Origin of the sequence: uncultured Porphyromonas sp., from assembly GCF_938023125.1 — a bacterium.
In the GTDB taxonomy this organism is placed as follows: domain Bacteria; phylum Bacteroidota; class Bacteroidia; order Bacteroidales; family Porphyromonadaceae; genus Porphyromonas.
Window position 1 is genome coordinate 22235 of the sequence record NZ_CALHDW010000011.1, and the last position, 25926, is coordinate 48160.

Annotated in this window: 24 protein-coding genes; 3 read left to right on the plus strand and 21 right to left on the minus strand. The window is 51.1% G+C overall.

The window, feature by feature from the left end:
- Positions 1-4: 4 nt before the first annotated feature.
- From selD to Q0090_RS03095, 12 genes are all read right to left on the minus strand, one after another.
- Positions 5-1063, minus strand: a complete 1059-nt coding sequence (gene selD / locus Q0090_RS03040; protein WP_297947326.1) for a selenide, water dikinase SelD — start codon at positions 1061-1063, stop codon at positions 5-7.
- Entirely contained in the window at positions 1054-1305 is a 252-nt protein-coding gene (locus Q0090_RS03045; protein ID WP_297947328.1) for a DUF3343 domain-containing protein, read from the minus strand. Before Q0090_RS03045 ends, selD begins: the two co-directional genes overlap by 10 nt.
- The gene (locus Q0090_RS03050; protein WP_297947330.1) at positions 1292-2434 is read right to left on the minus strand and encodes an aminotransferase class V-fold PLP-dependent enzyme; all 1143 of its coding nucleotides are present in this window, start codon (positions 2432-2434) and stop codon (positions 1292-1294) included. The genes Q0090_RS03045 and Q0090_RS03050 overlap by 14 nt, the downstream gene beginning before the upstream one ends.
- Positions 2435-2445: 11 nt before the next feature.
- Positions 2446-3039, minus strand: a complete 594-nt coding sequence (yedF, locus tag Q0090_RS03055) for a sulfurtransferase-like selenium metabolism protein YedF (RefSeq protein ID WP_297947332.1) — start codon at positions 3037-3039, stop codon at positions 2446-2448.
- A gap of 19 nt (positions 3040-3058) precedes the next feature.
- On the minus strand, positions 3059-4984 hold the full coding sequence (locus tag Q0090_RS03060) for an ABC-F family ATP-binding cassette domain-containing protein (RefSeq protein WP_297947334.1): 1926 nt from the start codon (positions 4982-4984) through the stop codon (positions 3059-3061).
- On the minus strand, positions 4981-7041 hold the full coding sequence (locus tag Q0090_RS03065) for a tetratricopeptide repeat protein (protein WP_297947336.1): 2061 nt from the start codon (positions 7039-7041) through the stop codon (positions 4981-4983). The genes Q0090_RS03060 and Q0090_RS03065 overlap by 4 nt, the downstream gene beginning before the upstream one ends.
- Positions 7042-7069: 28 nt before the next feature.
- Entirely contained in the window at positions 7070-7642 is a 573-nt protein-coding gene (gene def / locus Q0090_RS03070) for a peptide deformylase (RefSeq protein WP_297947338.1), read from the minus strand.
- Between the two features lie 26 nt (positions 7643-7668).
- Entirely contained in the window at positions 7669-8112 is a 444-nt protein-coding gene (ruvX, locus tag Q0090_RS03075) for a Holliday junction resolvase RuvX (RefSeq protein WP_297947340.1), read from the minus strand.
- Between the two features lie 541 nt (positions 8113-8653).
- Complete coding sequence (locus Q0090_RS03080) at positions 8654-10933, minus strand: NADP-dependent malic enzyme (RefSeq protein WP_297947342.1); 2280 nt, start codon at positions 10931-10933, stop codon at positions 8654-8656.
- Between the two features lie 137 nt (positions 10934-11070).
- On the minus strand, positions 11071-12408 hold the full coding sequence (locus tag Q0090_RS03085) for an ABC transporter permease (protein WP_297947344.1): 1338 nt from the start codon (positions 12406-12408) through the stop codon (positions 11071-11073).
- Positions 12401-13342: an ABC transporter ATP-binding protein gene (locus Q0090_RS03090; protein ID WP_297947346.1), complete on the minus strand. Its 942-nt coding sequence runs from the start codon at positions 13340-13342 to the stop codon at positions 12401-12403. The genes Q0090_RS03085 and Q0090_RS03090 overlap by 8 nt, the downstream gene beginning before the upstream one ends.
- 11 nt (positions 13343-13353) lie before the next feature.
- Positions 13354-13848, minus strand: a complete 495-nt coding sequence (locus Q0090_RS03095; protein ID WP_297947348.1) for a type I restriction enzyme HsdR N-terminal domain-containing protein — start codon at positions 13846-13848, stop codon at positions 13354-13356.
- Between the two features lie 58 nt (positions 13849-13906).
- Here Q0090_RS03095 and holA point away from each other — a divergent pair, with 58 nt between their 5' ends.
- Together holA and Q0090_RS03105 are read left to right on the plus strand one after the other, a co-directional pair.
- A complete protein-coding gene (gene holA, locus Q0090_RS03100) occupies positions 13907-14950 on the plus strand; it encodes a DNA polymerase III subunit delta (RefSeq protein ID WP_297947350.1) in 1044 nt (347 codons plus the stop codon).
- The gene (locus Q0090_RS03105; protein ID WP_297947352.1) at positions 14950-15885 is read left to right on the plus strand and encodes a TIGR01212 family radical SAM protein; all 936 of its coding nucleotides are present in this window, start codon (positions 14950-14952) and stop codon (positions 15883-15885) included. The genes holA and Q0090_RS03105 overlap by 1 nt, the downstream gene beginning before the upstream one ends.
- A gap of 141 nt (positions 15886-16026) precedes the next feature.
- Here Q0090_RS03105 and Q0090_RS03110 read toward each other — a convergent pair whose 3' ends face one another.
- The 9 genes from Q0090_RS03110 to bamD form a co-directional block, all read right to left on the minus strand.
- Positions 16027-16890 carry an FKBP-type peptidyl-prolyl cis-trans isomerase gene (locus Q0090_RS03110; RefSeq protein WP_297947354.1) on the minus strand — a complete coding sequence of 288 codons (864 nt, stop codon included), beginning with the start codon at positions 16888-16890 and terminating at the stop codon, positions 16027-16029.
- Positions 16891-16910: 20 nt separating this feature from the next.
- The gene (locus Q0090_RS03115) at positions 16911-17726 is read right to left on the minus strand and encodes an FKBP-type peptidyl-prolyl cis-trans isomerase (protein WP_297947355.1); all 816 of its coding nucleotides are present in this window, start codon (positions 17724-17726) and stop codon (positions 16911-16913) included.
- Positions 17727-17744: 18 nt separating this feature from the next.
- Complete coding sequence (locus Q0090_RS03120; RefSeq protein WP_297947357.1) at positions 17745-18341, minus strand: FKBP-type peptidyl-prolyl cis-trans isomerase; 597 nt, start codon at positions 18339-18341, stop codon at positions 17745-17747.
- A gap of 310 nt (positions 18342-18651) precedes the next feature.
- Entirely contained in the window at positions 18652-20640 is a 1989-nt protein-coding gene (locus Q0090_RS03125) for a DUF4954 family protein (RefSeq protein ID WP_297947359.1), read from the minus strand.
- 25 nt (positions 20641-20665) lie between these two features.
- The gene (gene miaA / locus Q0090_RS03130) at positions 20666-21640 is read right to left on the minus strand and encodes a tRNA (adenosine(37)-N6)-dimethylallyltransferase MiaA (RefSeq protein WP_297947361.1); all 975 of its coding nucleotides are present in this window, start codon (positions 21638-21640) and stop codon (positions 20666-20668) included.
- 45 nt (positions 21641-21685) lie between these two features.
- Positions 21686-23182, minus strand: a complete 1497-nt coding sequence (locus Q0090_RS03135; protein ID WP_297947363.1) for an IMP dehydrogenase — start codon at positions 23180-23182, stop codon at positions 21686-21688.
- Between the two features lie 66 nt (positions 23183-23248).
- On the minus strand, positions 23249-23722 hold the full coding sequence (locus Q0090_RS03140) for a DUF4293 domain-containing protein (RefSeq protein ID WP_297947364.1): 474 nt from the start codon (positions 23720-23722) through the stop codon (positions 23249-23251).
- Positions 23723-23765: 43 nt separating this feature from the next.
- Positions 23766-24101, minus strand: a complete 336-nt coding sequence (locus Q0090_RS03145; RefSeq protein WP_297947366.1) for a DNA-directed RNA polymerase subunit omega — start codon at positions 24099-24101, stop codon at positions 23766-23768.
- Positions 24102-24140: 39 nt separating this feature from the next.
- Complete coding sequence (bamD, locus tag Q0090_RS03150) at positions 24141-24971, minus strand: outer membrane protein assembly factor BamD (RefSeq protein WP_297947368.1); 831 nt, start codon at positions 24969-24971, stop codon at positions 24141-24143.
- Positions 24972-25488: 517 nt separating this feature from the next.
- Between bamD and Q0090_RS03155 the strand changes: the two genes are divergently transcribed.
- Positions 25489-25926 carry a DUF4494 domain-containing protein gene (locus tag Q0090_RS03155; protein ID WP_297947370.1) on the plus strand — a complete coding sequence of 146 codons (438 nt, stop codon included), beginning with the start codon at positions 25489-25491 and terminating at the stop codon, positions 25924-25926.

A 25926-nucleotide genomic window follows, 5' to 3' on the forward strand; every position in this document is an offset into this window, starting at 1 on the left:
TAGATTACCAAATAGAGAGAGAGGACCCAGTAGATGAGGCAGGTGATGCCACACCGATAAGGGCCGATTGAGCTGTATTAGGGTTGTCTTGGAGCCGACGGAGGAGCTCGGGCGCTTCTTCTTCGGGGAGGGCAATTAGGAGTCCACCCGAGGTTTGTGCATCACATAGGAGCAACGTCTCTTCCGGCGAAGCGTGGGTGTGGAGATGCTCTTCTACGTAGCGTCTATTGCGCAGTGCTCCACCGGGGATACATCCCTCGTGCAGTAGATCACGCACGCCGGGCAGGGCCGGTATGGCGGAGGATTCGAAATGGAGTTCTACACCCGAGGCAAGCGCCATTTGCATAGCGTGCCCTACCAATCCAAAGCCGGTAATATCGGTCGCTGCATGGGTGGCGACTTGGGTCATTTGCTCGGCGGCGTAGCGGTTGAGTCGTTGCATGGAGAGGAGAGCCTCTTGGTAGTCTTCTTCGCGTGCCATCCCTAAGCGGTGAGCTGCAATCAATACCCCTGTCCCTAGGGGTTTGGTGAGAATGAGGGCATCGCCGGGCTTGACTCCCTTGTTCGTAATCACTTGCCGGGGGTGTACTCGCCCCACTACCGCCATACCATACTTTACGGGAGAGTCTTCTATTGTATGCCCTCCCACAATGAGCGCACCGGCCTCGTCTGCTGCCGATTGTCCCCCTCGTAGTATCTCACGAAGTACCTCCAACGGCATTTGAGAGGAGGGGAAGAGGACGATATTGAGGCAGAGGAGCGGGGAGCCTCCCATGGCGTAGACGTCGCTCAGAGCGTTGGTGGCCGATATCCTTCCAAAGGTGTAGGGATCGCTTGCTACGGGTGGGAAGAAGTCGGTGGTGACGATGAGCGCTTCGTTTTCGTTGAGCTGATATACTCCGGCATCGTCGCTAGTATCGGTCCCAACAAGGAGCCGATCGGAGTGAGGAACCGGTAGATCTGCAAGTATTTTGTGCAGCTCTTTGGGATCGAGTTTGGCGGAGCATCCCCCTTGCTCCTGCCCCTCGAGAAGGTCGATTAAAGGTGGTGGTACTAGTTCCATTGCTTGATAAGATTATAGGGATGAGTGGAGAAAAGCCGTCCTGCGATTCCCTCCTTTTGGAGCAGTTGACAGGCAGGATCTATCGTGTCTTGAGAGAGGCCCAGGCACATCCCACAGCCTGAAGTAATAGCATCGGGCACGGAGAGTGCTCGCACAGACAGACGTGCCGACTCACAAAGCGTGAGTGCTCGGATAAATAGCCGTGTAGAGCTAAATAGGATAAGAGCACTATCTGAGTACATCGTCTAAAGCATGGGCTAGTAGCTCGAGGTCTTGCCTCGTATGGAAGGGCGAGAAGGCTATGCGCACACTACCGCCCTGGGCTAAGGTACCTAGGGTTTGGTGGGCAAGTGGAGCACAATGCAATCCGTCTCGTACAATTATCTCATGATCGTATCGTAAGGCATTCGCTATCTCATCGGCTCGTTTTGTCTGATGGACGAGCGAGAATAGGGGGCCTTGGTGCGCAAGATCAAGGGAGCGGAGGAGGCGCACATCGGGGTTCCGCTCTATTTGATCGAAAAGATTTTTCCACTCTTGGCGTGAGGTATTCCATGCCACAGGGTGCTCCACGGCGGCGGCGAGGGCAGCAAGCCCCAGCATATTGGGGGTACCTGCCGAAAATCTCTCGGGCATCTCGAGAGGAGTATCGGTGTAGTTTTCGCTGTGTATCCCGTTCCCCCCGACGATGAGAGGCTCAATACTTCGTGGATTACGGATGTAAAATCCACCCGTCCCTGTGGGACCAAGTAACCCTTTATGCCCGGAAAATACGATATAGTCAAACTCGATCCCTTGGGGTATTTGGCTAAATCCTAAGAATTGTGCCGTGTCGATGAGTAGGGGGATGCCCAATTCTCCCCCTATCACTTGGGCTATCTCTTCGAGGGGTTGTATTACTCCGTTTACATTGCTCTCGGCATTGACAATTGCTAGTGCCGTACCCGGGCGAGCTTCTCTACGCAACCTCTCTATATCAATGCGCCCATCGGGAGCAGAGGGCATTATGCGCAGATTGAATCCGTAGCGCGCCTTAAGGCGTGTGAGGGGGCGCATTACGGCATTATGCTCTAAGGGAGAAATCCAAAGGGTGCGTCCCTCTAGCTGAAGACTGCTGAGGATGGTATTGATGGACTCTGTAGCTCCGCTATTGAATACGATATGCGTAGGATCTACCCCGCCTAGTAGTACGGCAAGGCGATCCCGTAGCGTCTCAATGGCAGCCGTAGCTTGCAGCGTTGCGGGGTCTGTGCTCCTACCATAACTGCCGATGGGGTGTTCGTAGTAATGGGCCAATACCTCTTGTAGCTCGGGGCTCTTAGGCCATGAGGTAGTACCGCAATCGAAGTAATGTAGGGAGGATTGAGACATAAAAGGAAGGGTTAGGGGGTTACAAGGCGTGAGGCTTGACGCATATATTCGGCAATAACCAGCATGTTTGAGATGGTTCCTACCGCCATTTTTTTACGAAACTCGAAGTAATCTACACAAGTGCCGCAGAGTATTACTTCTACACCATGCTCCTTGTGAAGGCGAGCAAGGGTGGCTCCGGTGTCGGTGTCTTTATCTGCCAGGAGCACTCCACGATTGTAGCAAATAATGCGATTGGGTTTGCGTTCTACTCCCTCAAGTGCATTGACAAACGCCCGAGCCAAGATGCGCCCTAGTTCTTCGTTACCTCGCCCCATCGTATCACTCGACAGCACAACGGTGTAGTCTTCGCTGCCTGATTCTTTTTCCCTTATAGGCCTACAACTTTCTTCTTCTAGGGTAAAACGCAGAGAAGTATAGCCTTGTAATTCTTCCGTTTCTAGCGAGGAGGTGATCTGACGAATGTAGTCTGTGAGGTTTTGACATGCCGTAGCATTGTCGGTTAGAACCTGCCATTCGCCGGAAAATCCCTCGCTGTTGAGTGCCTTTTTGAGGAGGATGAGCGGCATGGGACAGAGTTTGCCGCGTGTATCTACTGTGTTCATAATAATGGGATTATGAGAATTATTTTGATAACTTTTCCATGGCTCGTTCCCACTCAATCATCGCTTCGTCGAGTTTTTTGCGAGTCGTATCGTATTTGTTGTATAGAGGGCTGTCGATGGGGATGTTGGGGGCTGAGAGTTCGCCCTCGAGGCGCTCTAGTTCCTGCTCGAGAGAGGCTACCTTTTTCTCAATCTCTTCGGCTGCTTTCTCCAGATTTCGTTGCTGTCTAGCACGCTCTTTTTGGGCTTGATAGTCCTCTTTTACAGCACTTTTTGTGGGGGCAGAAGAGGTGGCCTTGCTCGTGTTTTTAGGCGCTTCAAGCTCATGCAAACTCTCCATCCTCCGTTTGGTGAGATAGTCGTAAATGCCGCCTAGGTGGGGGATTACCTTCCCGTGAGAGAACTCGTACACTTGGTCTACTAAGCCATCGAGGAAGTCTCGGTCGTGCGAGACGAGTACCACGGTGCCCTCAAAGTTCTTGATGGCTTCCTTCAAGACGTCCTTAGAGCGCATATCGAGGTGGTTGGTCGGTTCGTCGAGGATCAGCAAGTTTGCAGGCTCAAGTAGAAGGATCAAAATAGCGAGCCTTGCTCTTTCTCCTCCGCTGAGTACGGATACGGGTTTGTCTGCCAGTTCGCCGCCAAACATAAAGGCGCCTAGAAGGTTATTGATCTTGTCTCGCACAGGACCTCGGGCGGCACGATCTACCGTATCACGTATGGTTAGGTTGGGGTCAAGCTCTTGGGCTCTATTTTGAGAGAAGTAGGCAATATGGATGTTGTGCCCTATCTTGAGGGAGCCTGTGTAGTCATTGATCTGTTGCATGATACACTTGACCATGGTAGACTTGCCGGCACCATTCTTACCAACAAAAGCTACCTTGTCTCCACGGCGGAGGGTAAAGGTTGCATGATCGAATACTTGATGCGCCCCATAGGCCTTGCCCAGGTCTTCTACAATAATGGGGAAGTCTCCCGAGCGTTCGGCAGGGGGGAAGCGGAAGTGAATGTGCGAGAGATCAAGTTCGTCTAGCTCAATCAATTCTATTTTTTCTAGCTGCTTGATGCGGCTTTGCACCTGTATCGCTTTAGTGGCTTGGTAGCGGAATCGCTCAATAAAAGCCTCAATCTCCTCAATCTCTTTGCGCTGATTTTCGTAGGCACGGCGCTGGTACTCGAGTCGCTCTTGGCGCAGGGTTACGTACTGAGAGTAGTTGGCTTTGTAGTCGTAGATGCGCCCAAGCTCTATCTCTATGGTACGTGTGGTGGTGGCATCGAGGAAGGCACGGTCGTGGGAGACAAGTAGTAGGGTGGCTCCCGAGGTTTTGATGAATTGCTCCAACCATTCTATGGATTCGATGTCAAGGTGATTGGTCGGTTCGTCTAAGAGAAGAATGTCGGGTCTTCTGAGCAATATCTTGGCAAGCTCGATGCGCATGCGCCATCCTCCACTAAACTCGGAGGTGGGGCGCTCAAAGTCCGTGCGCTCAAACCCGAGGCCCACGAGGGTGCGCTCGGCCTCGGCTTCGTAGTTGTCTTGCCCCATGAGGTTTAGTCTGTCGCTTTCGTGCGAGAAGCGTTCGATGAGATCATGATACTCGGGGGTATCGTAATCTGTCCGCGCTGCCATCTCGTCGGCAAGTTGGGCTACACGCTCTTTGATGCGGGCTACATCCTCAAAAACCGTCTTCACTTCTTCGATAACGGTGCGCCCATCGGCCAGTTGCATTACTTGCGGTAGATACCCTATCTGTAGGTCTTTGGGATGGGTGACAGATCCGCTGGTGGCCTCTCTAAGCCCGGCGATCAATTTGAGAAGGGTAGACTTGCCCGCTCCGTTTTTTCCCACAAGGGCTACTCGCTCTTTGGGGGATACGACAAAGGAAACGTCGTTGAAAAGAAGTTGCTTGCCAAAGTCTATTGTGAGGTGTTGCACCGAAATCATAGTTGCTCCTGGATGCGTTTGATGATGTTATATGCTTGGAATATTCCCTGCTCGCCGGCTAGGCTAAGGTCGGCTATCGCCTTGTCTTTTTGCCCCATAGAGAGGAATAGAAGCCCCCGATTGAAGTAGGCCTCCGGGAGGAGGGTACCTCCGAGAGTAATAGCTTGAGAGTAATCTTCGAGAGCTTTCTCCTTTTGACCCAAAGCGAGATATACGATGGCTCTATTGTAGTAGGCGTAGGCAAACTTGGGGGCTAGCTCTATGGCCTTGTCAAGATCGTCTAAAACGGTATCCATCCCTCGTAGGCTTGGAGAGGTCTGTTCCTTTTTTGTGGGAATGCTTATCCCTAGTCCGTTGTGCTTCTCTTGTGAGGGGGCACTGGGGGATGGTGTGGTGAGGGTGGTATGCTGGCGCACCTCAAGGCGTCGAAGCCATGCAGCCGAACGAACGAAGTAGGCTAGCGGATTCTTCTTGTCTAGCGAGAGGGCGTGGTCGAAGTCGTCTATCGCTCTATCAAAGTCTATGAGGAGCAGAGAAGTAATGCCCCTACGGAGGTAAAAGTTGGCCTCTTCTTTGGGTTGAGCATCGAGGGCGGAGAGGGATTGACGTAGCTCGCCGGTGGCTACGCTATCAAGGATGCGATTGCTCGGAGCCACCAACAAACGAGGTAATTGTGTGGGGTGGGCTTCGTTATAAGAGGTTACTTCTTGACTGTAATATACTCTAGGAGGAATGCCGGGTTGAGGAGTGGCGTGATAGTAATTGAGCGAGAAGGTGCCAAAAGGTACGATAGCCACTTCGGCATCCTGCACTCTGCCGCGGAGCGACTGGGGTAGAGTAGTTGTTCCTCCCATGGTAGAAGCAGAGAGCGAGGTCTCTACAAGTTCGTTGTACCGCTCGATGGCTTCTTCTGTTTCGCTTCGGGTGGATTTGGATGTGTTCGATGGCTTTTTCTTTACCTGTTTCTTCTGCTGTTGGTAGGCTTGCCAGCTATCTCTATCGGCTCCTGCAGCGTCTCCCAGTCCCCGTTTTGCATCGGCTCGGGCTAGTAGTCCCATCTGGAAGTTGGGGTACTTCGAGAGTACTTTGTCAAAACTCTTGAGTGCCGTGCGAAAGTCTCCCACCTCAAGACTCAGTAACCCTCTATTGTAGAGAGCCATATAGTTATTGGGCTGCACCTCTAGTACTACGGCGAGATCTTCGAGGGCGTTGTTGGCATCTCCCACTGTGGCACGGAGCAAGGCGCGGTTGTAACGTGCTACGGGGTCGGATGGGGCTAGGTTGATCGCTGCGGTATAATCCTCTATGGCTCCTACATAGTCATTGAGTTGATAGCGAGTGAGACCGCGGTTGATGTAGTTGTTTTTGTCATCGGGAGCAAGCTGGAGGGAGCGGTTAAGATCGAGGAGCGCACTCTTGTAATCCTCCTTTTTAGACGCGAGCATAGCGCGAAAAGCATAGGCTTGTGCCTGTGTGGAGTCGAGGGCAAGAGAGCGATTAAGTTCCTTGGTTGCTTGTAGCGTATCTTGCTGATTGAGCAGAATATCGGCACGCAGTAGGTGGGCTATTGCGTGCTTAGGATGTCTTTTGATTAGGGTAGAAATGGTGGTGTCGGCAGCATTGTATTGCTTGTCGGAGAGCTGAGCCGCCGCAAGATTGAAAGCAATCTCGGCATCGTCCGGAGCTAAATAGAGAGAGTGCTTGAGGTCGGTTATGGCCCCTTTGTACTCGCCCAAAGAGTGACGTACTACGCCCCGCAGTACATAGGCTCGGGATATAAAAGCATTGCGCTCTAGGGCTAGAGAGGCATCCAATTCTGCTCCGCGATAGTCCCCAAGCATGTACTTAGAGACGGCACGGTGGAAGTAGGGCTCTGCCATCCAGGGGCGTACCTCTATTACCTGATTGAAGTAGCCGATGGATACAATGTAGTCTTTGAAGTAGAGCGCATTCTGCCCAATGGTCATTACTCGCTCTACGTCGAGTTGAGCCTTGGCTCCCCATAGGAGACTTAGTAGTGCCCCTAGGGTAATCAGAGTACAGCGTAGCCCTCTCATCTCTTTGTGCCCTTTCTCCGAAAAGATATTAGCGACGCATCCCTTTTTTCTGAGGGGCTGCCACTACGGGGTAGCCGGGGTACGCCTTGCCGGATGCAATGCGTGCCAACTTGTTTTTGAGCAGACTTTTGCGGAGCGTGCTCACGTGGTCGGTAAAGAGTTTGCCCTCAAGATGGTCGTACTCGTGCTGAACGACCCGAGCCGCAAAGCCCGAGAGGTGACGAGTTTGGGGGTTGAATTGCTCATCGAGATATTCTATTGTAATCTCCTTGGGTCGCTCTACTCGCTCGTGGATCCCGGGGAGGCTGAGGCATCCCTCTTCCTCAGAAAGGGTCTCTTCGCTCAGCTCTGTAATGCGAGCATTGATCATCACGGTTTTGAAGTCTTTGCACTCGGGGAAGTATTCTGCCATGGGCGAGGCGTCAATCACAAGAAGGCGGATCGACTTGCCAATTTGGGGGGCAGCCAGTCCGATGCCGTCGCTTTCGTACATACTCTTCCACATCTCGGCAATAAGCCCCGATAGGTTGGGATATTCCGGAGTTATATCTTGTGCCACTTCGCGTAATACCGGGTGACCGTAGAGATAGATAGGTAGCATATTATTGGGTGTTTAGTTATTTCTGTTTAGGGGATAGGGGGGAGTGGAGCACCGGAGTAGGCAAGAGACTCCATATACGATTGGAGAATAATGATGGCACTCACCTCGTCTACCAACGCTTTGTTGCGTCGTTTTTGTTTTCCTATTCCGCTCTCTAATATCGTTTTTTGGGCAAGGCAGGAGGTAAATCTCTCATCGTAGTAGACGATGCGGAGCTGGGGGAAGTGCTTCTCTAGCTTCGCAACAAAGGGACGGATATAGCGCATAGATTCGCTCTCTTCGTTGTTCATTTGCCGAGGGTAGCCCACCACTACAAGGTCTACTCCCTCCCTGGGGATATACTCGGATAGGTACTGAAGTAGTTCGGACGAAGCCACCGTTGCAAGGCCTCCCGGAGTGATTCTGAGCGGATCGGTCACGGCTAGTCCCGTACGCTTCTTGCCATAGTCTATTGCTAGTATTCTGCCCATAATGATGCTTACAAAGATACGTTATTCTCCCCAATCTTAGGGGCTAATTTTGTGTATAAATGGGGGAGAAAATGTCGTATTGCAAAATAAAAAGAGCTACCAACTTCCCTCCCTCGGAGGCGAGTCAGCAGCCCTTTTAGAGACAAAACCGCACTGTGAATTGTGAAAACTCCTATAATCAGGATTAAAGCGTGTCAGCACTTTTGTAATCCGTCTCGTACACACAAGGTGTACCAACGGCCCGCCATTGTTGCCAACAACATCTCGGTAAACACAAAACACTTGATGAGTTTCCCAATTTGACAAGTGCGGTTTTTATTTCGACTTATCAATACGTAAATGAAAGATCGTCTTCTATCCTGTTACTACAAAGATAGTAATTAATCCGATAAAAACAAGGGATAAAGAGAAAGAAAGCCCGCCTTAACTGCAACTTTTCCCCTCCCTGTAATGAAAGGGAGAGGATAGGTTGCAGACTTTATGATATGAGGGAGGTTTTCTCCCCCCTTGGGAGCCTCCTTTTGTCAATTCCTGAGGGTGCTCAGCCAACAATGCAGGCGTTGCTGTCAAGAGATGCCATGGCCGTGATATTTACAATATCCTTTACGGAAGCATCGTGGTCGGCAAAATAGATGGGGCGGGCAAGCCCTACCTGGATGGGACCTACCACCTCGTCTGCATTACCTACGGCTTTGAGGAGTTGGTAGCAGGCGTTTGCTGCCGAGAGTCTTGGGAAAACGAGTACATTCACTTGCTTTCCTTGGAGCTTGTTTTGAGGGTACTTGGCATCCCGTTGAGCTAGCTGAAGGGCCGTCTGTATCTGCATCTCCCCATCTACGGATAGGTTGGGGTACTGCTCGTGCAGGAGGGTAACGGCTCGGCGAGCTTCGCAAGAAGACTTGGCATCGTCGCTACCAAAGTCGGAGAAACTGATGAGAGCAATGTTGGGTTGAAGCCCAAAGCAACGCACTTTTTCCGCAGCAAGTACCGAAATATCAACCAGGCTCTCGGCACTGAGATTGCGGTTAATGAGTGTATCAACAAGGAATAGCGGACCCGACTTGAGGGTTACAAGGTGCATGGTGGCAAAGTGATTATGCCCCGGAGCCAGCCCTACGGTAGAGCGTGCTACCTCGGATAGGTAGGAGTAGTTGGAGTACAACCCTGTGAGCATGCCATCTGCATCTTGGTTTTGCACCATCATCATACCAAAGTAATTGGGGTCATACATCTTGTCGAGAGCCTCTCTGAAGGTGCCCCCCTTTCGCCAGTTTTGCTCTGCGTAGAGCTGAGCGTAGCGATGGCGAGTCTCCTTGAATGCATCGGATCGGTGGTTGATGATTTGGATGCCAGCTAGATCGAGATCGTCATGCTTAGCCATGTCTTGGATATGGGATTCATCGCCTAAGATGATAGGCTTTGCAAGCCCCTGGTGGAGTACCTCCACGGCTGCTTTTAGTACCGTATCGCTCTCTCCTGCGGCATAGACCATTGTGCGAGGAGCCTGGCGAGCCGACTCGTGCAAGCGGCGCATGAGGTGGTTCATCTGCCCGAGGCGAGCCATGAGTTCGCCTTCGTAAGCCGCCCAGTCGGTAATCTCTTTTTGGGCTACACCCGAAGCCATGGCAGCTCGTGCCACGGCAGTGGAGACGCGTACAATCAGTCGGGGGTCTACGGGTTTGGGGATAAAGTAATCGGGTCCGAAGTGCAAGCGCACATTGCCATAGGCTTGGCTCACCTCCTCGGGTACGGGCTCCGAAGCCAGCTCGGCAATGGCAAGGGTAGCGGCCTTTTTCATCTCCTCGTTGATGGCAGTAGCTCGTACGTCTAATGCCCCACGGAATATATAGGGGAAGCCAATTACATTATTGATTTGGTTGGGATAGTCCGAACGCCCCGTAGCCATGAGTACGTCGGGGCGAGCCTCTTTGGCCTTTTCGTAGGTGATCTCGGGATCGGGGTTGGCAAGGGCAAACACGATGGGGTTGGGAGCCATCTGGCGTACCATCTCTTGGGTGAGTACGCCCGGGCGGGAGAGCCCTACAAAGACGTCTGCCCCCACAATGGCATCGGCAAGCGTCTTGAGTTCGGTGCGATCGGTGGCGAAGTAGGCTTTTTCTTCGCTCAGCCCTTCTCTGTCTTTTGTGATTACCCCTTTGGAGTCTATCATCACGATATTGCTGCGCTGTGCCCCAAAAGACTCGTAGAGCTTGGTGCAAGAGAAGGCAGACGCTCCGGCTCCGCTTACAACGATGCGAGCCTCTTCGATGCGCTTACCGGCAATCTTGAGGGCATTGAGAAGCCCTGCCGACGAGATAATGGCAGTACCATGTTGGTCGTCGTGCATTACGGGGATAGACAACTCCTTCTTGAGTGTTTGCTCAATGTGGAAGCACTCGGGAGCTTTGATGTCTTCCAGGTTTATCCCCCCAAAGGTGGGCGCAAGGGATTTGACAATTTCGATGAACTTATCGGGGTCTTTTTCGTCAATCTCGATGTCGAATACGTCAATGCCGGCATAGATCTTGAAGAGAAGTCCCTTCCCCTCCATCACAGGTTTACCGGCGAGTGCCCCTATATCACCCAATCCCAATACGGCAGTACCATTGGAAATCACGGCTACGAGGTTGCCTTTGGAGGTAAATTCATAGGCCTGGGCGGGGTTCTTTTGTATATCGAGACAAGGGATAGCTACCCCGGGGCTATAGGCAAGGGTAAGATCGTTTTGTGTGCTATAGGGCTTGGTCGGTCTCACCTCTATCTTACCGGGTTGCGGTAAGGCGTGATATTTGCGTGCGGCTTCGGCTAATTTGCTGTTCATTATATTGTGTCTTACAAATTCAGTTCTGTCGTTCCCCTACAAAGATAGCGAATAAGAACTTGTTTTACCACCCTTTTTGTAGAAAAATAGCCGGTCTATTCCGAAAAATAGCCGGCCATTTTGTTTTCTTGTCATGTTTACTTGTATCGAATCCAGCGACGAAGTTCTCGCCAACTAGGTTTCTTTCCATACATCAGGATGCCAACTCGGTATATTTTGGCACTTAGCCAAGTAATTCCACCAAAGGTGGCAAAGAGGAGCACAAGGCTGAGGATCTGTTGCCACACAGGCACATCGTAGGGAAGGCGTATCATCATAACGATGGGCGAAGTGAAGGGGATGAGTGAGCACCAAAGAGCCAGAGGTCCATCAGGGTTACGCATGCTCCCAAAGCCGGCATAGAAGGCAAACATGAGAAGAAGCATTACGGGGGTGATGAATTGGTTGCTGTCTTCTTCGCTAGAGATAGCGGAGCCTACAGCGGCAAAGAGGGAGGCATAGAGGAGATATCCGCCTACAAAATAGAAGAGGAACATGAGGAGGAGCTCGCCAAAGTTGATGCCCATTAAGGCGCCAATCCCCATCTGCAACTCACTAAAGCTGTCGGAAGATAGCCCGGCTCCCAAGCCCGTCATGTCGCTTTGTTGCATAGTGGCAAGGGCGGCAACGCTTTGTAGGTTCCCGGCCATAAGGCTGCTAAAGATGGTTAGGAGGATGCCCGTAAGAGCCACCCAAAGCACGATTTGCGTGATCCCGACTAAGCCTAAGGCAATGATTTTCCCCATCATCATATCAAAGGGGCGCACGCTCGATACCATCACCTCCATGATGCGGTTCTTTTTCTCCTCAAGCACACTGCCCATTACCAGGGAGCCAAAAGTGGTGATAAAGAAGAAGCTGACCCCCGCAAGTATCATCCCTATGATGCTGGCAATATCGCCGCTCGAGCGCTCTTCTTCACCATCGGCAGCCCATTTGAAGGTGGGGACATTGATCTCTACCTGACTGTTGGCTACAATCTCTGAGATGCCCTCTATTTCGCTAGCTTCGAGCTTCTTTTGGCTCAGATAGGGCGAGAGAGTATCATTGATGTACTCGGCCACCCCGGGAGGAATTTGCTTATAGCCATAGAGGGTAATGGCGGTAGGATCTTCTAGGAGGTCCTTTCTGATCTCTAGTACGGCGGCGTATCCCTCTTCGTTGTCCTTGCCCAGTGCCTTTAGTTCCTCTAGGGATTGCTGAGTTGGGACAAAGGTGTAGGCTTCTGTATCCTCAAAGAGATCAGCATACAATCCGGTTGCATCCAATACGGCAATCTTCGTTTCTGAGACACTCGTCTTCCCTATGATGATGGGGACGGTGAGGAATGCCATAAAAAGAATAGGCATCAAGATCGTCATGACAAAGAACGACTTCTTGTGCACTCGGGTCACATACTCGCGCCCTATAACAATGGCAATTTTGCTCTTACTCATGGTCTTCTTGATCGTTTTGTTGTTGGGTAATCGTTTGAATAAAGATCTCATTCATTGAGGGGATCTCCTCACGGAGGCTGAGAAGATGGAGCTCTCTTGGGAGCGCTTGTACTAGGTCTCGCATGTCTTCTCCGGTGCGCATCTTGAGGCGCAAGAGCTGTTTCTTCTCCCCCGGATAGAAGTTGCTCTCAACCACTGAGAGCTGTGACAATTGCTCTTGTGTGAGCGCCTCCGAAGTTCCTACCTCGAGGCTCACAATCCCTTGGGCAAAACGCTGACGCACCTCACCCACATTTCCCTGCAGTACTACATGCGACTTATTGAAAAGTGCACACTCATCACATACCTCTTCTACCGATTGCATGTTGTGCGTAGAGAAGATAATGGTACGCCCTTGGTCTCGTAGGAATAGGATCTCTCGCTTGAGGAGCTCTGCATTCACGGGGTCGAAGCCGCTGAAGGGCTCATCGAAAATAAGCAGATCCGGCTCGTGTATTACGGTACAAACGAATTGGATCTTTTGTTGCATCCCCTTGCTCAGCTCCTCCACTTTGCGGTTCCACCAGGGCATGATGTCGAACTTCTCAAACCACTCGGTGAGCCGCTTGCGGGCAGTCGCCTTGTCTATCCCCTTAAGGCGTGCTAAGTAGATGGCTTGCTCGCCGACCTTCATTTTGCGGTATAGGCCTCGCTCCTCGGGCAGGTAACCAATACGTGCCACATCCGAGGGGGCGAACCTTCTTCCTTCGAAAAGGATCTCGCCACTATCGGGGGCTGTGATGCGGTTGATAATACGTATAAGGGTGGTCTTGCCGGCTCCATTGGGGCCCATAAGACCGAATACAGAGCCCTGGGGTACCGAGATGGAGACATCATCGAGTGCCAAGTGACGGGCATACCTCTTGACAATATGCTGCGCTTCTAAAAATGCCATAGGATATCTTTCTATTCGTTGTTATTGATTTGGTGATAGGTGCGGAGGTCCGCAAAGCTGGGGACCGAGCTGAGGAATTTGTACTCCGCTGTGTGGTAATTGATCTGGCAGACCATATGTTGCCTGCCGTTGGTAAGTACCAAATGGGCTGCCTTGTAGGTGAGGTTGTACCTACAGATCTGCTGCCACATCTCTCGGGTAAGCTCTAGGTGAGCCGCTTTGTACTCCACGACCATCCAGGGCTTGCCCCCTACGCCGTAAATAATCGTATCCGTTCGTTGTGCCGTATGGGCGGATGCAACGCGAGTCTCGAGTGCGAAGCTGGCAAGCGGGTAGCCAAGGTGCTCCCTCAGATAGTGTACAAAGTGCTGCCTTACCCACTCCTCGGGGGTTAGGGCAACGCGCTTCCTACGAATATCGTCGTAGATCAGTTTTTTTCCATTTTCCTCCTCAATTATGGCCCCATAGGCTGGGAGGTTCAGTACATTCGCCTTATCTTTGCACACAAGCTACCAACTACTGCTCGTTTGTTTCTCGGCAAAGATACGATATATAGGACATTCTATGGCAACCTCCACTCCCACCTCCTCCCAGAGTTATCACCAGCTTGTAAAGATATTCTCTTCGGGCAAAGAGCTTCCCCCGCTCCTCTTTTTGGGAGGGGAAGAGTCTTACTACATCGATAGGCTTGTGGAGCTACTTGCCGAGCATTATCTGCCCCGTGAGGAGTGGGCTTTGAGCAGGACCATCCTCTATGGTTCGGAGCTCACGTTCCCCGAGTTGAGGGACACCGTGCTCTCCTCCTCTCTGCTGGGCGGGCGTCGTCTCTTCATTATACGAGAGGTGAATGCCATTAAAGGGTTGGATGAGATTGTGGAGGCAATCCCCTCAATACAGCCCGAGACTACCATTGTACTTTGCTATAATGGAGATCCCGAGCGTGGAGCTCGTTCGCTACTGAAGCTACTTGCCGAGGCTCAAGTACCTCTATTCTTATCCCCCAAGATGAAGAATAGTCGGGATACGGCATCGCTGATTCGTGACGCTGCCGACCTCCTCCAGATCACTGTAGAACCGGATGCCATGGGGGCTCTCTACGATTTTATTGGCACCAATGGTGCTACCCTCTATAGTGAATTACGCAAACTTGCCGTACTCGCCTCGGGCCGAGGGGGCATGGTGACACGCGCCATGGTGGAGCAGAATGTAGGGATTAGTCGTGAGTATTCTCCCTATGAGCTTCTCAATGCTCTGGTAGCGAAGCAACGAGCCAAAGCCTACAAATTGGCTCGCTATATGGCGCTTAACGAGAAACGCTATCCCTTGCCCATTATCCTATCGACTCTGTATACTTACTTTTCCAACCTGATGATTGTAATGTACCAACCACGCAATATCTCCGCCGATGATGTAGCTAAGGTGTTGGGCTTACGCAACTCGTATGCTGCGGAGAGTTACATGACGGGAAAGTGGGCTTTTACCCCGATGCAGGTATTCAACATTGTGCATGAGCTTCGTATGACGGATGCCCGATTCAAAGGCGCCGAGGGGGGGGCCTATACAAACGATGGTTTGCTTATCGATCTTGTAACCTTTATTCTAGGGTGATGGCTCCCGAGTTTTCCTATTCGCAACGCTTGGCAGAGTGTGACTTCTCTACCTATATACAACGCTTTTTCCCCGGAGAGAAGATCCAAAAGATAACGTTGGATGCAGGTTGCTCTTGCCCCAATAGAGATGGAACCATGGGGCGAGGGGGATGCACCTACTGCAATAATGCCACCTTTAGTCCCTCCTTTGCTCTCCAGCCCGGCTCTATTACGCAACAGCTGGAGCGGGGAATCGATTTCTTTCGCCACAAGTACCCTCACATGTGTTACTTGGCCTACTTCCAGTCCTATACGGCAACCTATGGAGAGGCCGAGCAGCTAATCCAACTCTATGAGGAGGCGGCACGATTCCCCGGAGTGGTCGGTTTGGTAATTGGTACGCGACCCGACTGTATGCCGGAGGTGCTTCTCAATTACTTTTCGGACCTCTCTCGCCGCTGCTTTGTACTAATAGAGTATGGGATTGAGTCCTCCCTCGATCGCTCCCTGGAGCAGATCCGTCGAGGGCACTCGTGGCAATGCTCTCTAGAGGCGATCAAGGCAACGCACGAGGCGGGCCTCCCTGTTGGGGCCCATCTCATTTTAGGGCTCCCCGGAGAGAGCCGAAGCGAAATGCTGGACCATGCCTTGCGCCTAAACGACCTGCCCCTAAGCCTTGTAAAACTGCACCAATTGCAAATAGTGCGCCATACGATTATGGCCCATCAATACCAGACGAATCCGGAGCAATTTCACCTCTTTACGGCAGAGGAGTATGCCGACCTTTGTCTGGATTTCTTAGGCCGCCTAAGGCAGGATATTGTCGTGGATCGCTTTGTGGCACAGTCCCCTCCCTCGCTACTGATTGCCCCCCAGTGGAATATCAAGAACTATGCGTTTATGGACCTTCTCAGGAAAAAGGCCCGAATGCGCGATAGTGAGAGGAGCGCCTAAGGGAGACCACTCCCCCTCGTTTTTCCACCCCTACAAAAAAGCACCGGAGTAGATCTTGCGATCCATTCCGGTGCTTCCCTTTATAGATTTGCACCTAGGGGCTTTTGCCTCGATGGGCTAGCCCTCTCTGGTAGGTTTCTATTAGTTAGCTTTCTCGCCGGGGATAACTTGGAGGAGGGTAACCTCGAATACCAAAGTAGCGAATGGCTCGATGTCGCCACCGGCACCTTGCTCACCGTATGCGAGCTGGTAGGGGATAACCACCTTTACCTTTTCACCTTCGGCCATGAGGAGGAGCATTTCTGTCCAACCGGGGATTACTTGAGTAACACCAAACTCTACGGGTTCGCCATTGCTAGCGTCGAACTCAGTACCATCAATAAGAGTACCCTTATATTCCACCTTTACGCGGTCTTGAGGTTGGGGCTTCTTAGCGCCTTCTTTGGCTGGAGTAAGCACCTTGTAAGCAAGACCTGTAGCTGTGGTTTGTACACCGGCTTCTTTCTTAAACTCTTCGATGAACTTGAGACCCTTTTCTTTGTTGGCTCCGTACTTTTCTTCCATCTTCTTAGCTTGGAGCTTTTCTTCAGCTTTTTGCATGTAGTTTTGCATGTCATCTTGAGACCAGCCCTTGAGGAATGCTGTATCACCCTTGATACCGGCTTCGAAAGCCTTTAGGAAAGTACCGGTAGCGATCTTGTCTTCGTTGAGGCTCTGACCGATCTGGTAGCCTGTAAGCATACCGGCAAGATAGGCATACTGAGCAGAGTCTGCACTCTTACCCATACCATCCTTTACACCCTTGAGGAACATGGTGGTATCCATAGCCATTCCTTGCGCATTTGCCATGGCAAGTTGCTGAGCCATTTGCATACCAATCATGTAACCACGAGCCATACCGAGGCTGTCGTTTGCAGGATCTGCACTTTGGGAGTTGCCACCATTGCAGGCAACCATACCCAACATCATTGCTGTACCTAGTACAGCAGAAAAAATCTTTTTCATATTACGTTATCAGAAAGTTTTTATTTCTTCTTGAGTTTTGTTTTTGAAGTAGCCTTCATCTCTTTGGCGTCTGCTTTGGGGGCAGCTCCCTTGTTATCGGCTTTGGAAATGTCCGATACGGGGATGGGTTCTCCCTTAATTACATCGAGCATCTCAATCTCGAAGATGAGTACAGAGTGAGGGGGAATCTTATTGCCGGCTCCACGCTCTCCGTAGGCGAGAGAAGCCGGAATGTATAGCTCGGCCTTGTCGCCCTTGCGTAGGAGGCAGAGTCCCTCTGTCCAACCGGGGATTACTTGTAGGGGGGAGAACTTGATAGGCTCTCCATGGCTGTAAGAGCTATCGAACTCGGTGCCGTCGATCAGTCGCCCACGATAGTGTACCTGTACGGTATCTTCTACGGTAGGTTTAATGCCCTTACCCTCTACCAAAATCTTGTATTGTAGACCGCTCTCGGTTACCTTGACGCCCTTTTTCTTCGCATTCTCTGCAAGGAATTTGGCGCCTTCTGCCTTTCTTGCTTCCGTCTCGGCTACTTGTGCAGCCTCGAAGTAGCTGTTGAGCTGCATACCGGCCTCATCGGGAGAGAGTTGCGAACTACCTGAGAGGTATTCGGTAAGAGACTTGAGGATAAGGGCCTTATCGAGAGCCTTACCTCCGGGCGCAGCCTTGAGGGTCTCCTCAATAGAGCGGCCCACCATAGTGCCTAAAGCAGACGAAGCCTGCTCTGCCGTTACCTTTCCCCCTTCCGAGGTTGTAGCCGTCTGAGCCCACGAGTGGGAGTGTACTGCTGCCAAAAGGAGTGCGGCAGCGGACAGCGTACGATAGAGTTTCATAGTCTTTTTATTGAAGAATTACTGTTTATCTTCGATGCGAAGGAGCTGAATGATGAAGATCAGGGTCATGTTTGGCTCGATCATTTGCCCTGCACCACGCTCACCATAGGCTAGTTCGGCGGGGATTACCACACGCCACTTAGAGCCTACCGGCATCATCTGAAGTATCTGCGTCCAGCCGGGAATAACAGCTGTAACTGGGAAAGAAGCCGGCTCGCCACGGCGGATAGAGCTGTCGAATATCGAACCATCGATGAGGGTGCCTTCGTAGTGAACCTCTACCGTATCGGTGCTCTTGGGGAGAGCGCCTTCGCCCTTCTCTAGAATCTCATATTGCAACCCATTGGGGAGGGTCGTTACTCCTGCCTTCTGCTTGTTGATCTCCTGGAATTCCTTACCGGCTTTGAGGTTTAGCTCCTTCTTTTCGTTTTGTATTCTCTGGAAGAACTCATTGAGTACTCCTTGTGCTTCTTCGTAGGTCATTGAGGGCTCTTTCCCTTCGAAAACGGTGTTCATAGCTTCTGCAAAATCATCCATGGAGATGGTATGAATGCCCGAGCTTCTGAAGTTGTTGGCCATGCTGAGACCTAGTGCGTAGCTTACTTTATCTTTCATCACTTTATCCTTTTAGAGATGTCCGGGGGCTTTTGTTGCCCCATAATTCCCTGCAAAGTTACCCATTCTTTGTATATGAGCAACTTGTAGCAAGGGATTTTTCTACTGATGGAGCTCTCTTTACTCCTGATTTTCCAAAAGATGCTGCCCAATTCTTCCCCGAATCTAGAGCTAAAGAAAAAGCTTTTCCAACCTAGACTTCGGAGAAAATAGGCTGTGGGGGAATAAAAAAGAGACTGACTTTGAATCCAAAATCAGTCTCCAATTTGTATGAAAGAGGGGGTGAACTTCTCTAGGCGAAGGCTCTATTTTACCCGAGAAGCCGCTCTTTGAGTTTTTCGGCTTGCTCTATATGTTGGGAGAAGTCTCTTTTGAGTCTCCCTACAAAATCCTGCTTTATAAGCTCTTGTCGTACGGCTAAGAAATCCTCCTCTGCCACTTTTTCTGCCTCGGGGAGAGGGAGAAGCCCAAAGCCTACGGAGCTGCGTGCGGGGGATAGTTCTTTGCGACCATCCGAGAAGATGCGCTTTTGTAGGAGTTGCTCTGCCGTAGGAATTGCCTCGATAAACGCACGAAGAGAGCCTTCCAAATCGTTGGATAAGAACAGACGAAGCAGCTGCAACATCCACTCCTTCTCAGCCTCTTGGCTTAGGGCATGTTGCTCTAGAGATTGCTTTATTTGTGCGCAAGACATCCCTCCCTTAGCCACCTCTGTACACCATGCGAGATAGTCCTTTTCGCTAATGGCAAAGCCCATGAGGTCGAGTATGGGAGAGGGCTGATCCGTTGCCTTGATAGCCGATAGCTCTTCTAGAAGTTGAGATAAAGTCCGAGAAGTCTCTGCGTAAAGGAATCTTCCGATATAGGCGGAGAGCAGGGCATGGTACAGCTGTATGCCGGGGGTAATATCCTCTTGAGCAATGGTGCATCCTCCCATCAGATGATGGTAGGTCTTGCCGGCTTGGGCAAGCTCTTGGGCGAGCGTGAGTTGCTTCCACCCCTGCCATACGCGGTACATAATAGCCGGTTGCCAAAGGCGGAAGACGAGACGGTCATCGGGTAGAGTAGAGGTGCGATTATCCCGTAGGGGCCACTTCTCAAAATCTCTCCAAGTGCCGATGTGCCCAATCGTTACGGCAGGTTGGATTTGCATCTCTCCGCCATCGCTTGTGAGCACAGCGAAGGGGAGTTCGGCAGTGTCGGGGTGGCGGTAGAATCTCCCCACCAGCTTACTGAAAGCTCCTACGCGAGCCGGCCAAAGCATATAGGAGTCGCTGGAGCATTTTACGCCTCTCTCCATGAGTCCGTGATGTATAGGGCCTAGACGGTATTGATGGTTGCTTTGGTTGGTGCCACTACCTGCGTTGAAAAAGGAGAATGCCCCTCCGATGAGTAGGGTGGAGCGATGCATGGAGACCGTATAGGGGCCGAGGAAGGCGGCCGATGCCTCTCCGTTGCTCAGGTTGCTATTGGCAAAGATGAGGGAATCGTGGGCCGAGAATCCGCCATCGAGCCTACACCCTTCTCCCACATAGCAGTGTTGTAGCGAGCAATTACCTAGATGGGTATCATCCTCTACGATAAAATGCTCCGAGATGATGCTCCCCTGCATCTTTACGTTGCAGCCTATGTACCCTTGGGCGAGGTGCTGTACACCGATAATCGTCGAGCAGTGCTCCGTTGAGATGTCCTCCAAAATGCCGGATTGGGCAATCAAATTATCTTTGCCAATTGCGGCATATCCTCTCTCTTCTACCTCCGAAGTGGCAAGATCTACAGCCTCGTCCCAGGCTTGCATCAGAGCCTTGTCGGCCTTGCCAAAGACCATGCAATAGGCCAAAGCGGCCGGTAGATGGCGTACAATACGTAGGGCACGACCCCCCGTCTCGTCGAGTACGGAGACTTTCGTCCCTACGCCACAAGAAGAGCCCTGCCGAGCCGTGAGCGAGAAAACGTGGCTGATAATGCTGCCCTCGCCAATGCTGTAATTTGAGATTTTGTTGCCAATATGCCCGATATAAACCTCGTTGCCTATACTACAATCTTCGATGATGGCATGATATATCCCGGTTGGTCGGGAAGCAAAGTTCGGTCGGGAAGGAGTTGCCCCTAGCGTAGTCCCGAGGTGGCATTCTCCCCTAAACTCCACAAATTGATAAGCCTCGGGGGTGAATTTTTCGGGTACGAAGATGAGACTCCAATCGGTGGCACTACAATAATTTGCCTCTAGTTGTGCAATTTCTATGGAGTAGAGATGACGTAGTGCGCACCCTGAGGTGTGATCCGATTTCTGAGGCATGGATATATCTAGTATAGCGAAGGTATTAGTTGAGTTTGCCCTCTTGCTTTGCAGCGATGTACTCCAAAGCCTCTTGGCATAGGCAATCGAAGGACTGCGTTCCGTCTAGGTAGTGGAGGGTGTATCCTCTGCGCTCCATCCCTCGGAACCATGTCATTTGACGCTTTGCAAACTGACGAATGGCGATCTCTAGCTGAGTGACCATTTCTTCACGGCTTAGCTCCCCAAGGAGGTGTTGCGTGATAAAGCGGTATTCAAGTCCGTATTGGATAAGTCGCTCTGTAGGTACGCCCGAGGCGATCAATTGCTCCACTTCTTCGATAAGTCCCTCCTCGAGACGCTTCTTGAGACGCTCCCCGATACGGCGGATGCGCTCTTCGCGAGGCAGTTGTATACAGAGAATAAGAGGGGTGCTTTGAGCTTCGTTGCTCCGGAGTTTGACCGTAGCGTTTGTCCTCTTTAGAGGATCTTGCTCGGGATGGCGAGCGTAGTAGGCAGCGATCTCAATAGCTCTAATGGTACGACGAACGGAGCCGATGTCGGTGCGGGGAGTTCCCCCATATCTCCGAAGGATATCCTTGAGATCTTCGTGTGAGAGACTGTAGAGTTCGTTGCGTAGGCGCTCATTCTGAGGAGCATTGGAGAGAGAGTCGCCTCGGAGGGCTGTCTCTACATACAACCCCGTTCCCCCCACAAGAAGGGGCGTCTTACCACGATTGAGTATCTCTTGGTATGAAGTGCGAAAGGCGGCCAGCCAATGGAAGAGATCGTACACCTCTCCGGGGTTGGCAATGTCAATCAGATGGTAGGGAATGGAGGAGCCATCCGGTAGGATATATTCGCTTAGGTCTTTCCCCGTTCCTATATCCATTCGCCGATATACTTGTCGGCTATCGGCACTGATAATCTCACCAGAGAGAGCTGCTGCTATCGCTACCCCTAAAGAGGTTTTTCCCGAAGCTGTGGGGCCAACCAAGGTGATAAGGTGATGGGGTATCATAGGCTGCAGCTCTCTCTTGTGATGGAGAAGAAGGTCTCTAGCGGACTATTCTTTGAGGATAACATCGTGCGCCCCGCCCTCTACAATAGAGGTGGAAGAGACGAGCGTTATCTTGGCATTCTGGCGAAGCTCTGCCAAATTGGGAGTGCCGCAGCTACTCATGGTGGCTTTTATCTTCATCAGAGTTTGGTCGAGATTGCCCTTCATCGGACCGGCATAGGGCACATAACTATCTACGCCTTCTTCGAATTTCATCTCCTCTTTTACATTACCGCCGGTATCGTAGCGCTGCCAGTTTTGAGCACGGTTGGAGCCTTCGCCCCAATACTCCTTGACGATATTTGCACCGATCTTTAGCTTGCGAGTGGGAGACTCATCGAAGCGAGCAAAGTAGCGTCCCATCATCAAAAAGTCGGCACCCATAGCCAATGCGAGTACCATGTGGTAGTCGTGAACAATGCCCCCGTCACTACAGATGGGAATGTAGATGCCGGTCTCTTCGAAGTATTTGTCGCGCTCGCGTGCTACCTCTATCACAGCGGTAGCCTGACCGCGGCCAATCCCTTTCTGTTCGCGAGTGATGCAGATAGAGCCACCCCCGATACCCACTTTTACGAAGTCGGCACCAGCCTCTACTAGGTAGCGGAAGCCTTCTCCGTCTACTACGTTACCTGCGCCCACTACCACGCTGTCTCCATATTGTTGGCGGATCCACTTGAGGGTATCTGCCTGCCATACGGAGTAACCATCGGAGGAGTCAATACAAAGAGCATCGGCCCCTGCCTCTATAAGGGCGGGGACACGCTCGCGGTAGTCGCGAGAGTTGATGCCGGCACCCACGAGGAGAGTCTTGTCTTCGGGGTGAGAAAGCTCCATGGGATTCTCTTTGTGACTATCGTAATCTTTGCGGAAAACGAAGTAGAGAAGGTTCCCTTGTTCATCGAGGATGGGTAGGGTATTGAGTTTGAACTTCCAAATAATGTCGTTGCACTCGCTCAATGTCATGCCCTTAGAGCCTACGTGGAGTCGCTCAATCGGGGTCATGAATTCGTGGATCTTGCGATCGAGACTATCGGTACTCAAACGATAATCTCGCCCGGTAACGATACCGAGTAGCTTGCCGTGTGAGGAGCCATCGTGCGTAATCCCGATGGTTGAGTGCCCCGTTTTGTGTGTGAGGGCTACTACATCTGCTAGTGTTTGGTCAGGGCTGAGGTTGGCATCACTCGTTACAAACCCGGCCTTAAACTTCTTGACACGGCGTACCATGTCGGCCTCTTCCTCAATCGTCTGCGAGCCGTAGATAAACGAAAGTCCCCCATTGCGCGCCAATTCGATAGCCAAGGTGTCGTTGGATACCGACTGCATAATTGCCGATACGAAGGGGATGTTTAGACGGATGCGGGGTGTCTCTCCTCGCTTAAAGCGCGAGAGAGGGGTTTGCAGTACAATCTTATCCGGGGTGCTCTCGGGCGTGGTAAGCCCCGGCACCAAAAGGTATTCACCAAATGTGTGTGATACGTCTTTGAGGAAAATAGCCATACAATGGAGCGTTATTTTTTTATTGAGGTGTAGGGATAATTCGCAGGTTGCGGTTGGGGAGAAGATTTAGCGGATGCGGCTGCTGATGCGTATCAGGATCTCGTCTTTGCGGATACCTCGGAAGGCAAGATAGAGCAAAACGAGAGCGATAAAGGGGAGACCCAAGGCAAACTTGATACTGAAATCCGCATTGAGAATGGCTTTGAATTGCCATGCTCTTACTACAAAATCAATGATATAACCTACGGTGAGAAGCATGCTGAAAACACATAGACGCATCTGCACTTTCCGCTTCTTGAAGAGGAAGATGGTAGCGAAGGATATCATAGTGATAAGGGCGCCGAGAGCAAAAAGATCCCATGTAATGAGCCCTTTGCCAATGGAGCCGTCACTTACATTTTTTACCCATAGGCTGTACATTTCGAAGTTCTCTGCTCCCATCACACTCTGCGTAGAGAAAAGTGCAAGGGGCTGGAATAGGGTTAGCGTCATGGCTACTCCGGCAAGGAGCAACCAGAGGGTTTGTATTCTTTGCCACATAGTACGGAGGAATCCCGAAGCCGGGATTAAGCTTTAGTTTGAGTTAGTCTTCTTTCTTCTTTTCGCTTGCCAAGCGGAAGTATAGTTCGTCGTTTTCGTACTCGGCAGTGGCTATTAAGGTAGGTTTGGGAAGGCGTTCGTAGCAGCGAGAAACCTCTATCTGCTCAGCGTTTTCGTATACTTCTTCTAGGGTATCTGCGCCCTTATTGAATTCTTCTAGTTTGCTTTTTAGCTCCTCTTGCTGCTCATGCGCAATTTGGTTGGCACGCTTAGCAATGACCATAACGGTCTCGTAGAGGTTCCCCGTTTTTTCTGCCATTTGGGCAGTAGAGCGAGTGATAGCTTCGTTGGGTACAGATAGTTTTTTCTTCGATTCCATTCTAGAGTCTCTATAGTTATATCGTTCTTTTTCTTTTGATTAAGCTTCTTCTGAGAGTAGGGGCTGGATGCGTTTGTAGATGCGGTCCGCCTCCTTGATGTACTTCCCCTTAGGGTATTCGTTTACGTATGCGAAGTATCGGTCAATCACATTGCGGTAGCGCTCTTGTTGCTTAGAGACTACACTGTTGATCGCTTCTTGGTAGGTAGCACGTAGGATTAGGATGTAAAAGTCTTCGCGCCACTTGCTATAAGGGTAGTCTTTGAGGGCGTTGTTGGCGGTTACAACTGCACTTTGGTAGTTATTGCCAAGGTACATGCCCATGTCGTAGTAGAGTGTCGCACTCTTTAGTTCTTTGTAAGCGAGTTTGTCTTGCAGGTCGAAAAGCATGCGTTCGGCATCCTTTCGGTAGTCGCTGGTAGGGTAGAGTTCGATAAATGTTTGCAACTCCTGTATTGCGGTGTAGGTCACCGTCTGGTCTAGTTGAGCCTCCGGAGAGGAAATGTAGAAGGCTTCTCCGGCACGGAATCGACTCTCTTCTGCCTTTGCTCCCTTGGGGTAGTTTGTATAGTAGCGGCGAAAACTCTCTGCGGCAATATCCCCATGCTCTAGGGCTAGCTCCGAGATGCCGAGCATATAGAGAGCCTGGGCTCCCTCGCTTGTGCCCTCATAGGCGGGTACAACATCGACCAAAAGCTCCGAGGCTTTGCTCCATTTTTTCTGATTGAAGTACTTCTTAGCATAGTCGTACTTGAGGGAGGTGTCGTTGCTCTTTTGGATGCGAGCCATCTCTCCACAGCTAGTGATTAGGAGGGAGAAGAGCATTAGACTCCCTGTTGCAAGGAGCTTTATGATTTTATCTTTTGTCATGCACTCTTATATTATAGGTGTACATTCTCTTATATGTTCTGTGGCGCCATGATGACCACTTTCGGAGGCGTTCCCGTCTCAAGGAGAGGGGGATATCCATCGAGAATACTTGATGTACGAGTATCTCAATGTGCAAAGGTACAATTTATTGTGGTAGCCCGTATCGCTTTGTTGCCGCTTTTGTGCTTAGAGGATTCCGGTTGTCTCTTGCCGGAGTTGTCGGGTGGGTTTGAAAAATCTGCAGGCCTATTTTCTTTCCGTTCTTGCCCAGGAATGGGAGGGGTTGCTGCCTGTGAAATAAAAAAAATATAGACCTAAAAGGAGTCAAGAGCAGGGCAGGCTTTTTGAGGGGTTTCACGGCTGAGAAAAAGGCGGGAACGCAGGGCTTTTTTATCCTCCGGCTGAAGTTGGAGTGAGAGGGGGCTGATTCTCTTATCTATCCAAAATATCTACCTTTGTAAGAAATAGTGCGGGGAGGCATGGAATGTCCCCCACGGATGAATGAATTTTATAGTCTATGAATAATTGGTACGAGTGTTCAGTTCGTTACGAAAAGCTAGCAGATACGGGGCTTTCTAAGCGGTCTGCCGAGAGCTATCTGGTAGATGCGATGTCTGTAACAGAGGCAGAGGCACGCCTCGTTGAGGAAATAACTCCTTTCTCCTCCACGGGAGAAATTGTAATTAGCACCATCAAACGTGCCAAAATAGCAGAGCTATTCTTAAATGATAATGACGAGGACGATAAATATTACCGCTGCAAGGTGCTCTTTATCGTGCTTGATGAGAAAAACGGAGTGGAGAAGAAGACGCCCGTAACGATGATTGTGAAGGCAAGGTCGCTTGCCAATGCCGTGGCTGTAATAGAGCGCGAAATGTCTCGCACAACCCACGATTACTCTATCGCCGCTGTGGTAGAGACCAATATCATGGACGTCTTTACGCTCCGACTCTAA

Coding starts and splice junctions, on each gene's coding strand:
- def (WP_297947338.1), bottom strand. CDS start 7,642: ATGCTACCTATCTATCTCTACGGTCACCCGGTATTACGCGAAGTGGCA.
- selD (WP_297947326.1), bottom strand. CDS start 1,063: ATGGAACTAGTACCACCACCTTTAATCGACCTTCTCGAGGGGCAGGAG.
- Q0090_RS03115 (WP_297947355.1), bottom strand. CDS start 17,726: ATGAAACTCTATCGTACGCTGTCCGCTGCCGCACTCCTTTTGGCAGCA.
- miaA (WP_297947361.1), bottom strand. CDS start 21,640: ATGATACCCCATCACCTTATCACCTTGGTTGGCCCCACAGCTTCGGGA.
- Q0090_RS03135 (WP_297947363.1), bottom strand. CDS start 23,182: ATGGCTATTTTCCTCAAAGACGTATCACACACATTTGGTGAATACCTT.
- Q0090_RS03085 (WP_297947344.1), bottom strand. CDS start 12,408: ATGAGTAAGAGCAAAATTGCCATTGTTATAGGGCGCGAGTATGTGACC.
- ruvX (WP_297947340.1), bottom strand. CDS start 8,112: ATGGGCAGAATACTAGCAATAGACTATGGCAAGAAGCGTACGGGACTA.
- Q0090_RS03105 (WP_297947352.1), top strand. CDS start 14,950: ATGGCTCCCGAGTTTTCCTATTCGCAACGCTTGGCAGAGTGTGACTTC.
- Q0090_RS03140 (WP_297947364.1), bottom strand. CDS start 23,722: ATGTGGCAAAGAATACAAACCCTCTGGTTGCTCCTTGCCGGAGTAGCC.
- Q0090_RS03120 (WP_297947357.1), bottom strand. CDS start 18,341: ATGAAAGATAAAGTAAGCTACGCACTAGGTCTCAGCATGGCCAACAAC.
- yedF (WP_297947332.1), bottom strand. CDS start 3,039: ATGAACACAGTAGATACACGCGGCAAACTCTGTCCCATGCCGCTCATC.
- Q0090_RS03080 (WP_297947342.1), bottom strand. CDS start 10,933: ATGAACAGCAAATTAGCCGAAGCCGCACGCAAATATCACGCCTTACCG.
- bamD (WP_297947368.1), bottom strand. CDS start 24,971: ATGACAAAAGATAAAATCATAAAGCTCCTTGCAACAGGGAGTCTAATG.
- Q0090_RS03125 (WP_297947359.1), bottom strand. CDS start 20,640: ATGCCTCAGAAATCGGATCACACCTCAGGGTGCGCACTACGTCATCTC.
- holA (WP_297947350.1), top strand. CDS start 13,907: ATGGCAACCTCCACTCCCACCTCCTCCCAGAGTTATCACCAGCTTGTA.
- Q0090_RS03110 (WP_297947354.1), bottom strand. CDS start 16,890: ATGAAAAAGATTTTTTCTGCTGTACTAGGTACAGCAATGATGTTGGGT.
- Q0090_RS03065 (WP_297947336.1), bottom strand. CDS start 7,041: ATGAGAGGGCTACGCTGTACTCTGATTACCCTAGGGGCACTACTAAGT.
- Q0090_RS03060 (WP_297947334.1), bottom strand. CDS start 4,984: ATGATTTCGGTGCAACACCTCACAATAGACTTTGGCAAGCAACTTCTT.
- Q0090_RS03050 (WP_297947330.1), bottom strand. CDS start 2,434: ATGTCTCAATCCTCCCTACATTACTTCGATTGCGGTACTACCTCATGG.
- Q0090_RS03090 (WP_297947346.1), bottom strand. CDS start 13,342: ATGGCATTTTTAGAAGCGCAGCATATTGTCAAGAGGTATGCCCGTCAC.
- Q0090_RS03155 (WP_297947370.1), top strand. CDS start 25,489: ATGAATAATTGGTACGAGTGTTCAGTTCGTTACGAAAAGCTAGCAGAT.
- Q0090_RS03045 (WP_297947328.1), bottom strand. CDS start 1,305: ATGTACTCAGATAGTGCTCTTATCCTATTTAGCTCTACACGGCTATTT.
- Q0090_RS03145 (WP_297947366.1), bottom strand. CDS start 24,101: ATGGAATCGAAGAAAAAACTATCTGTACCCAACGAAGCTATCACTCGC.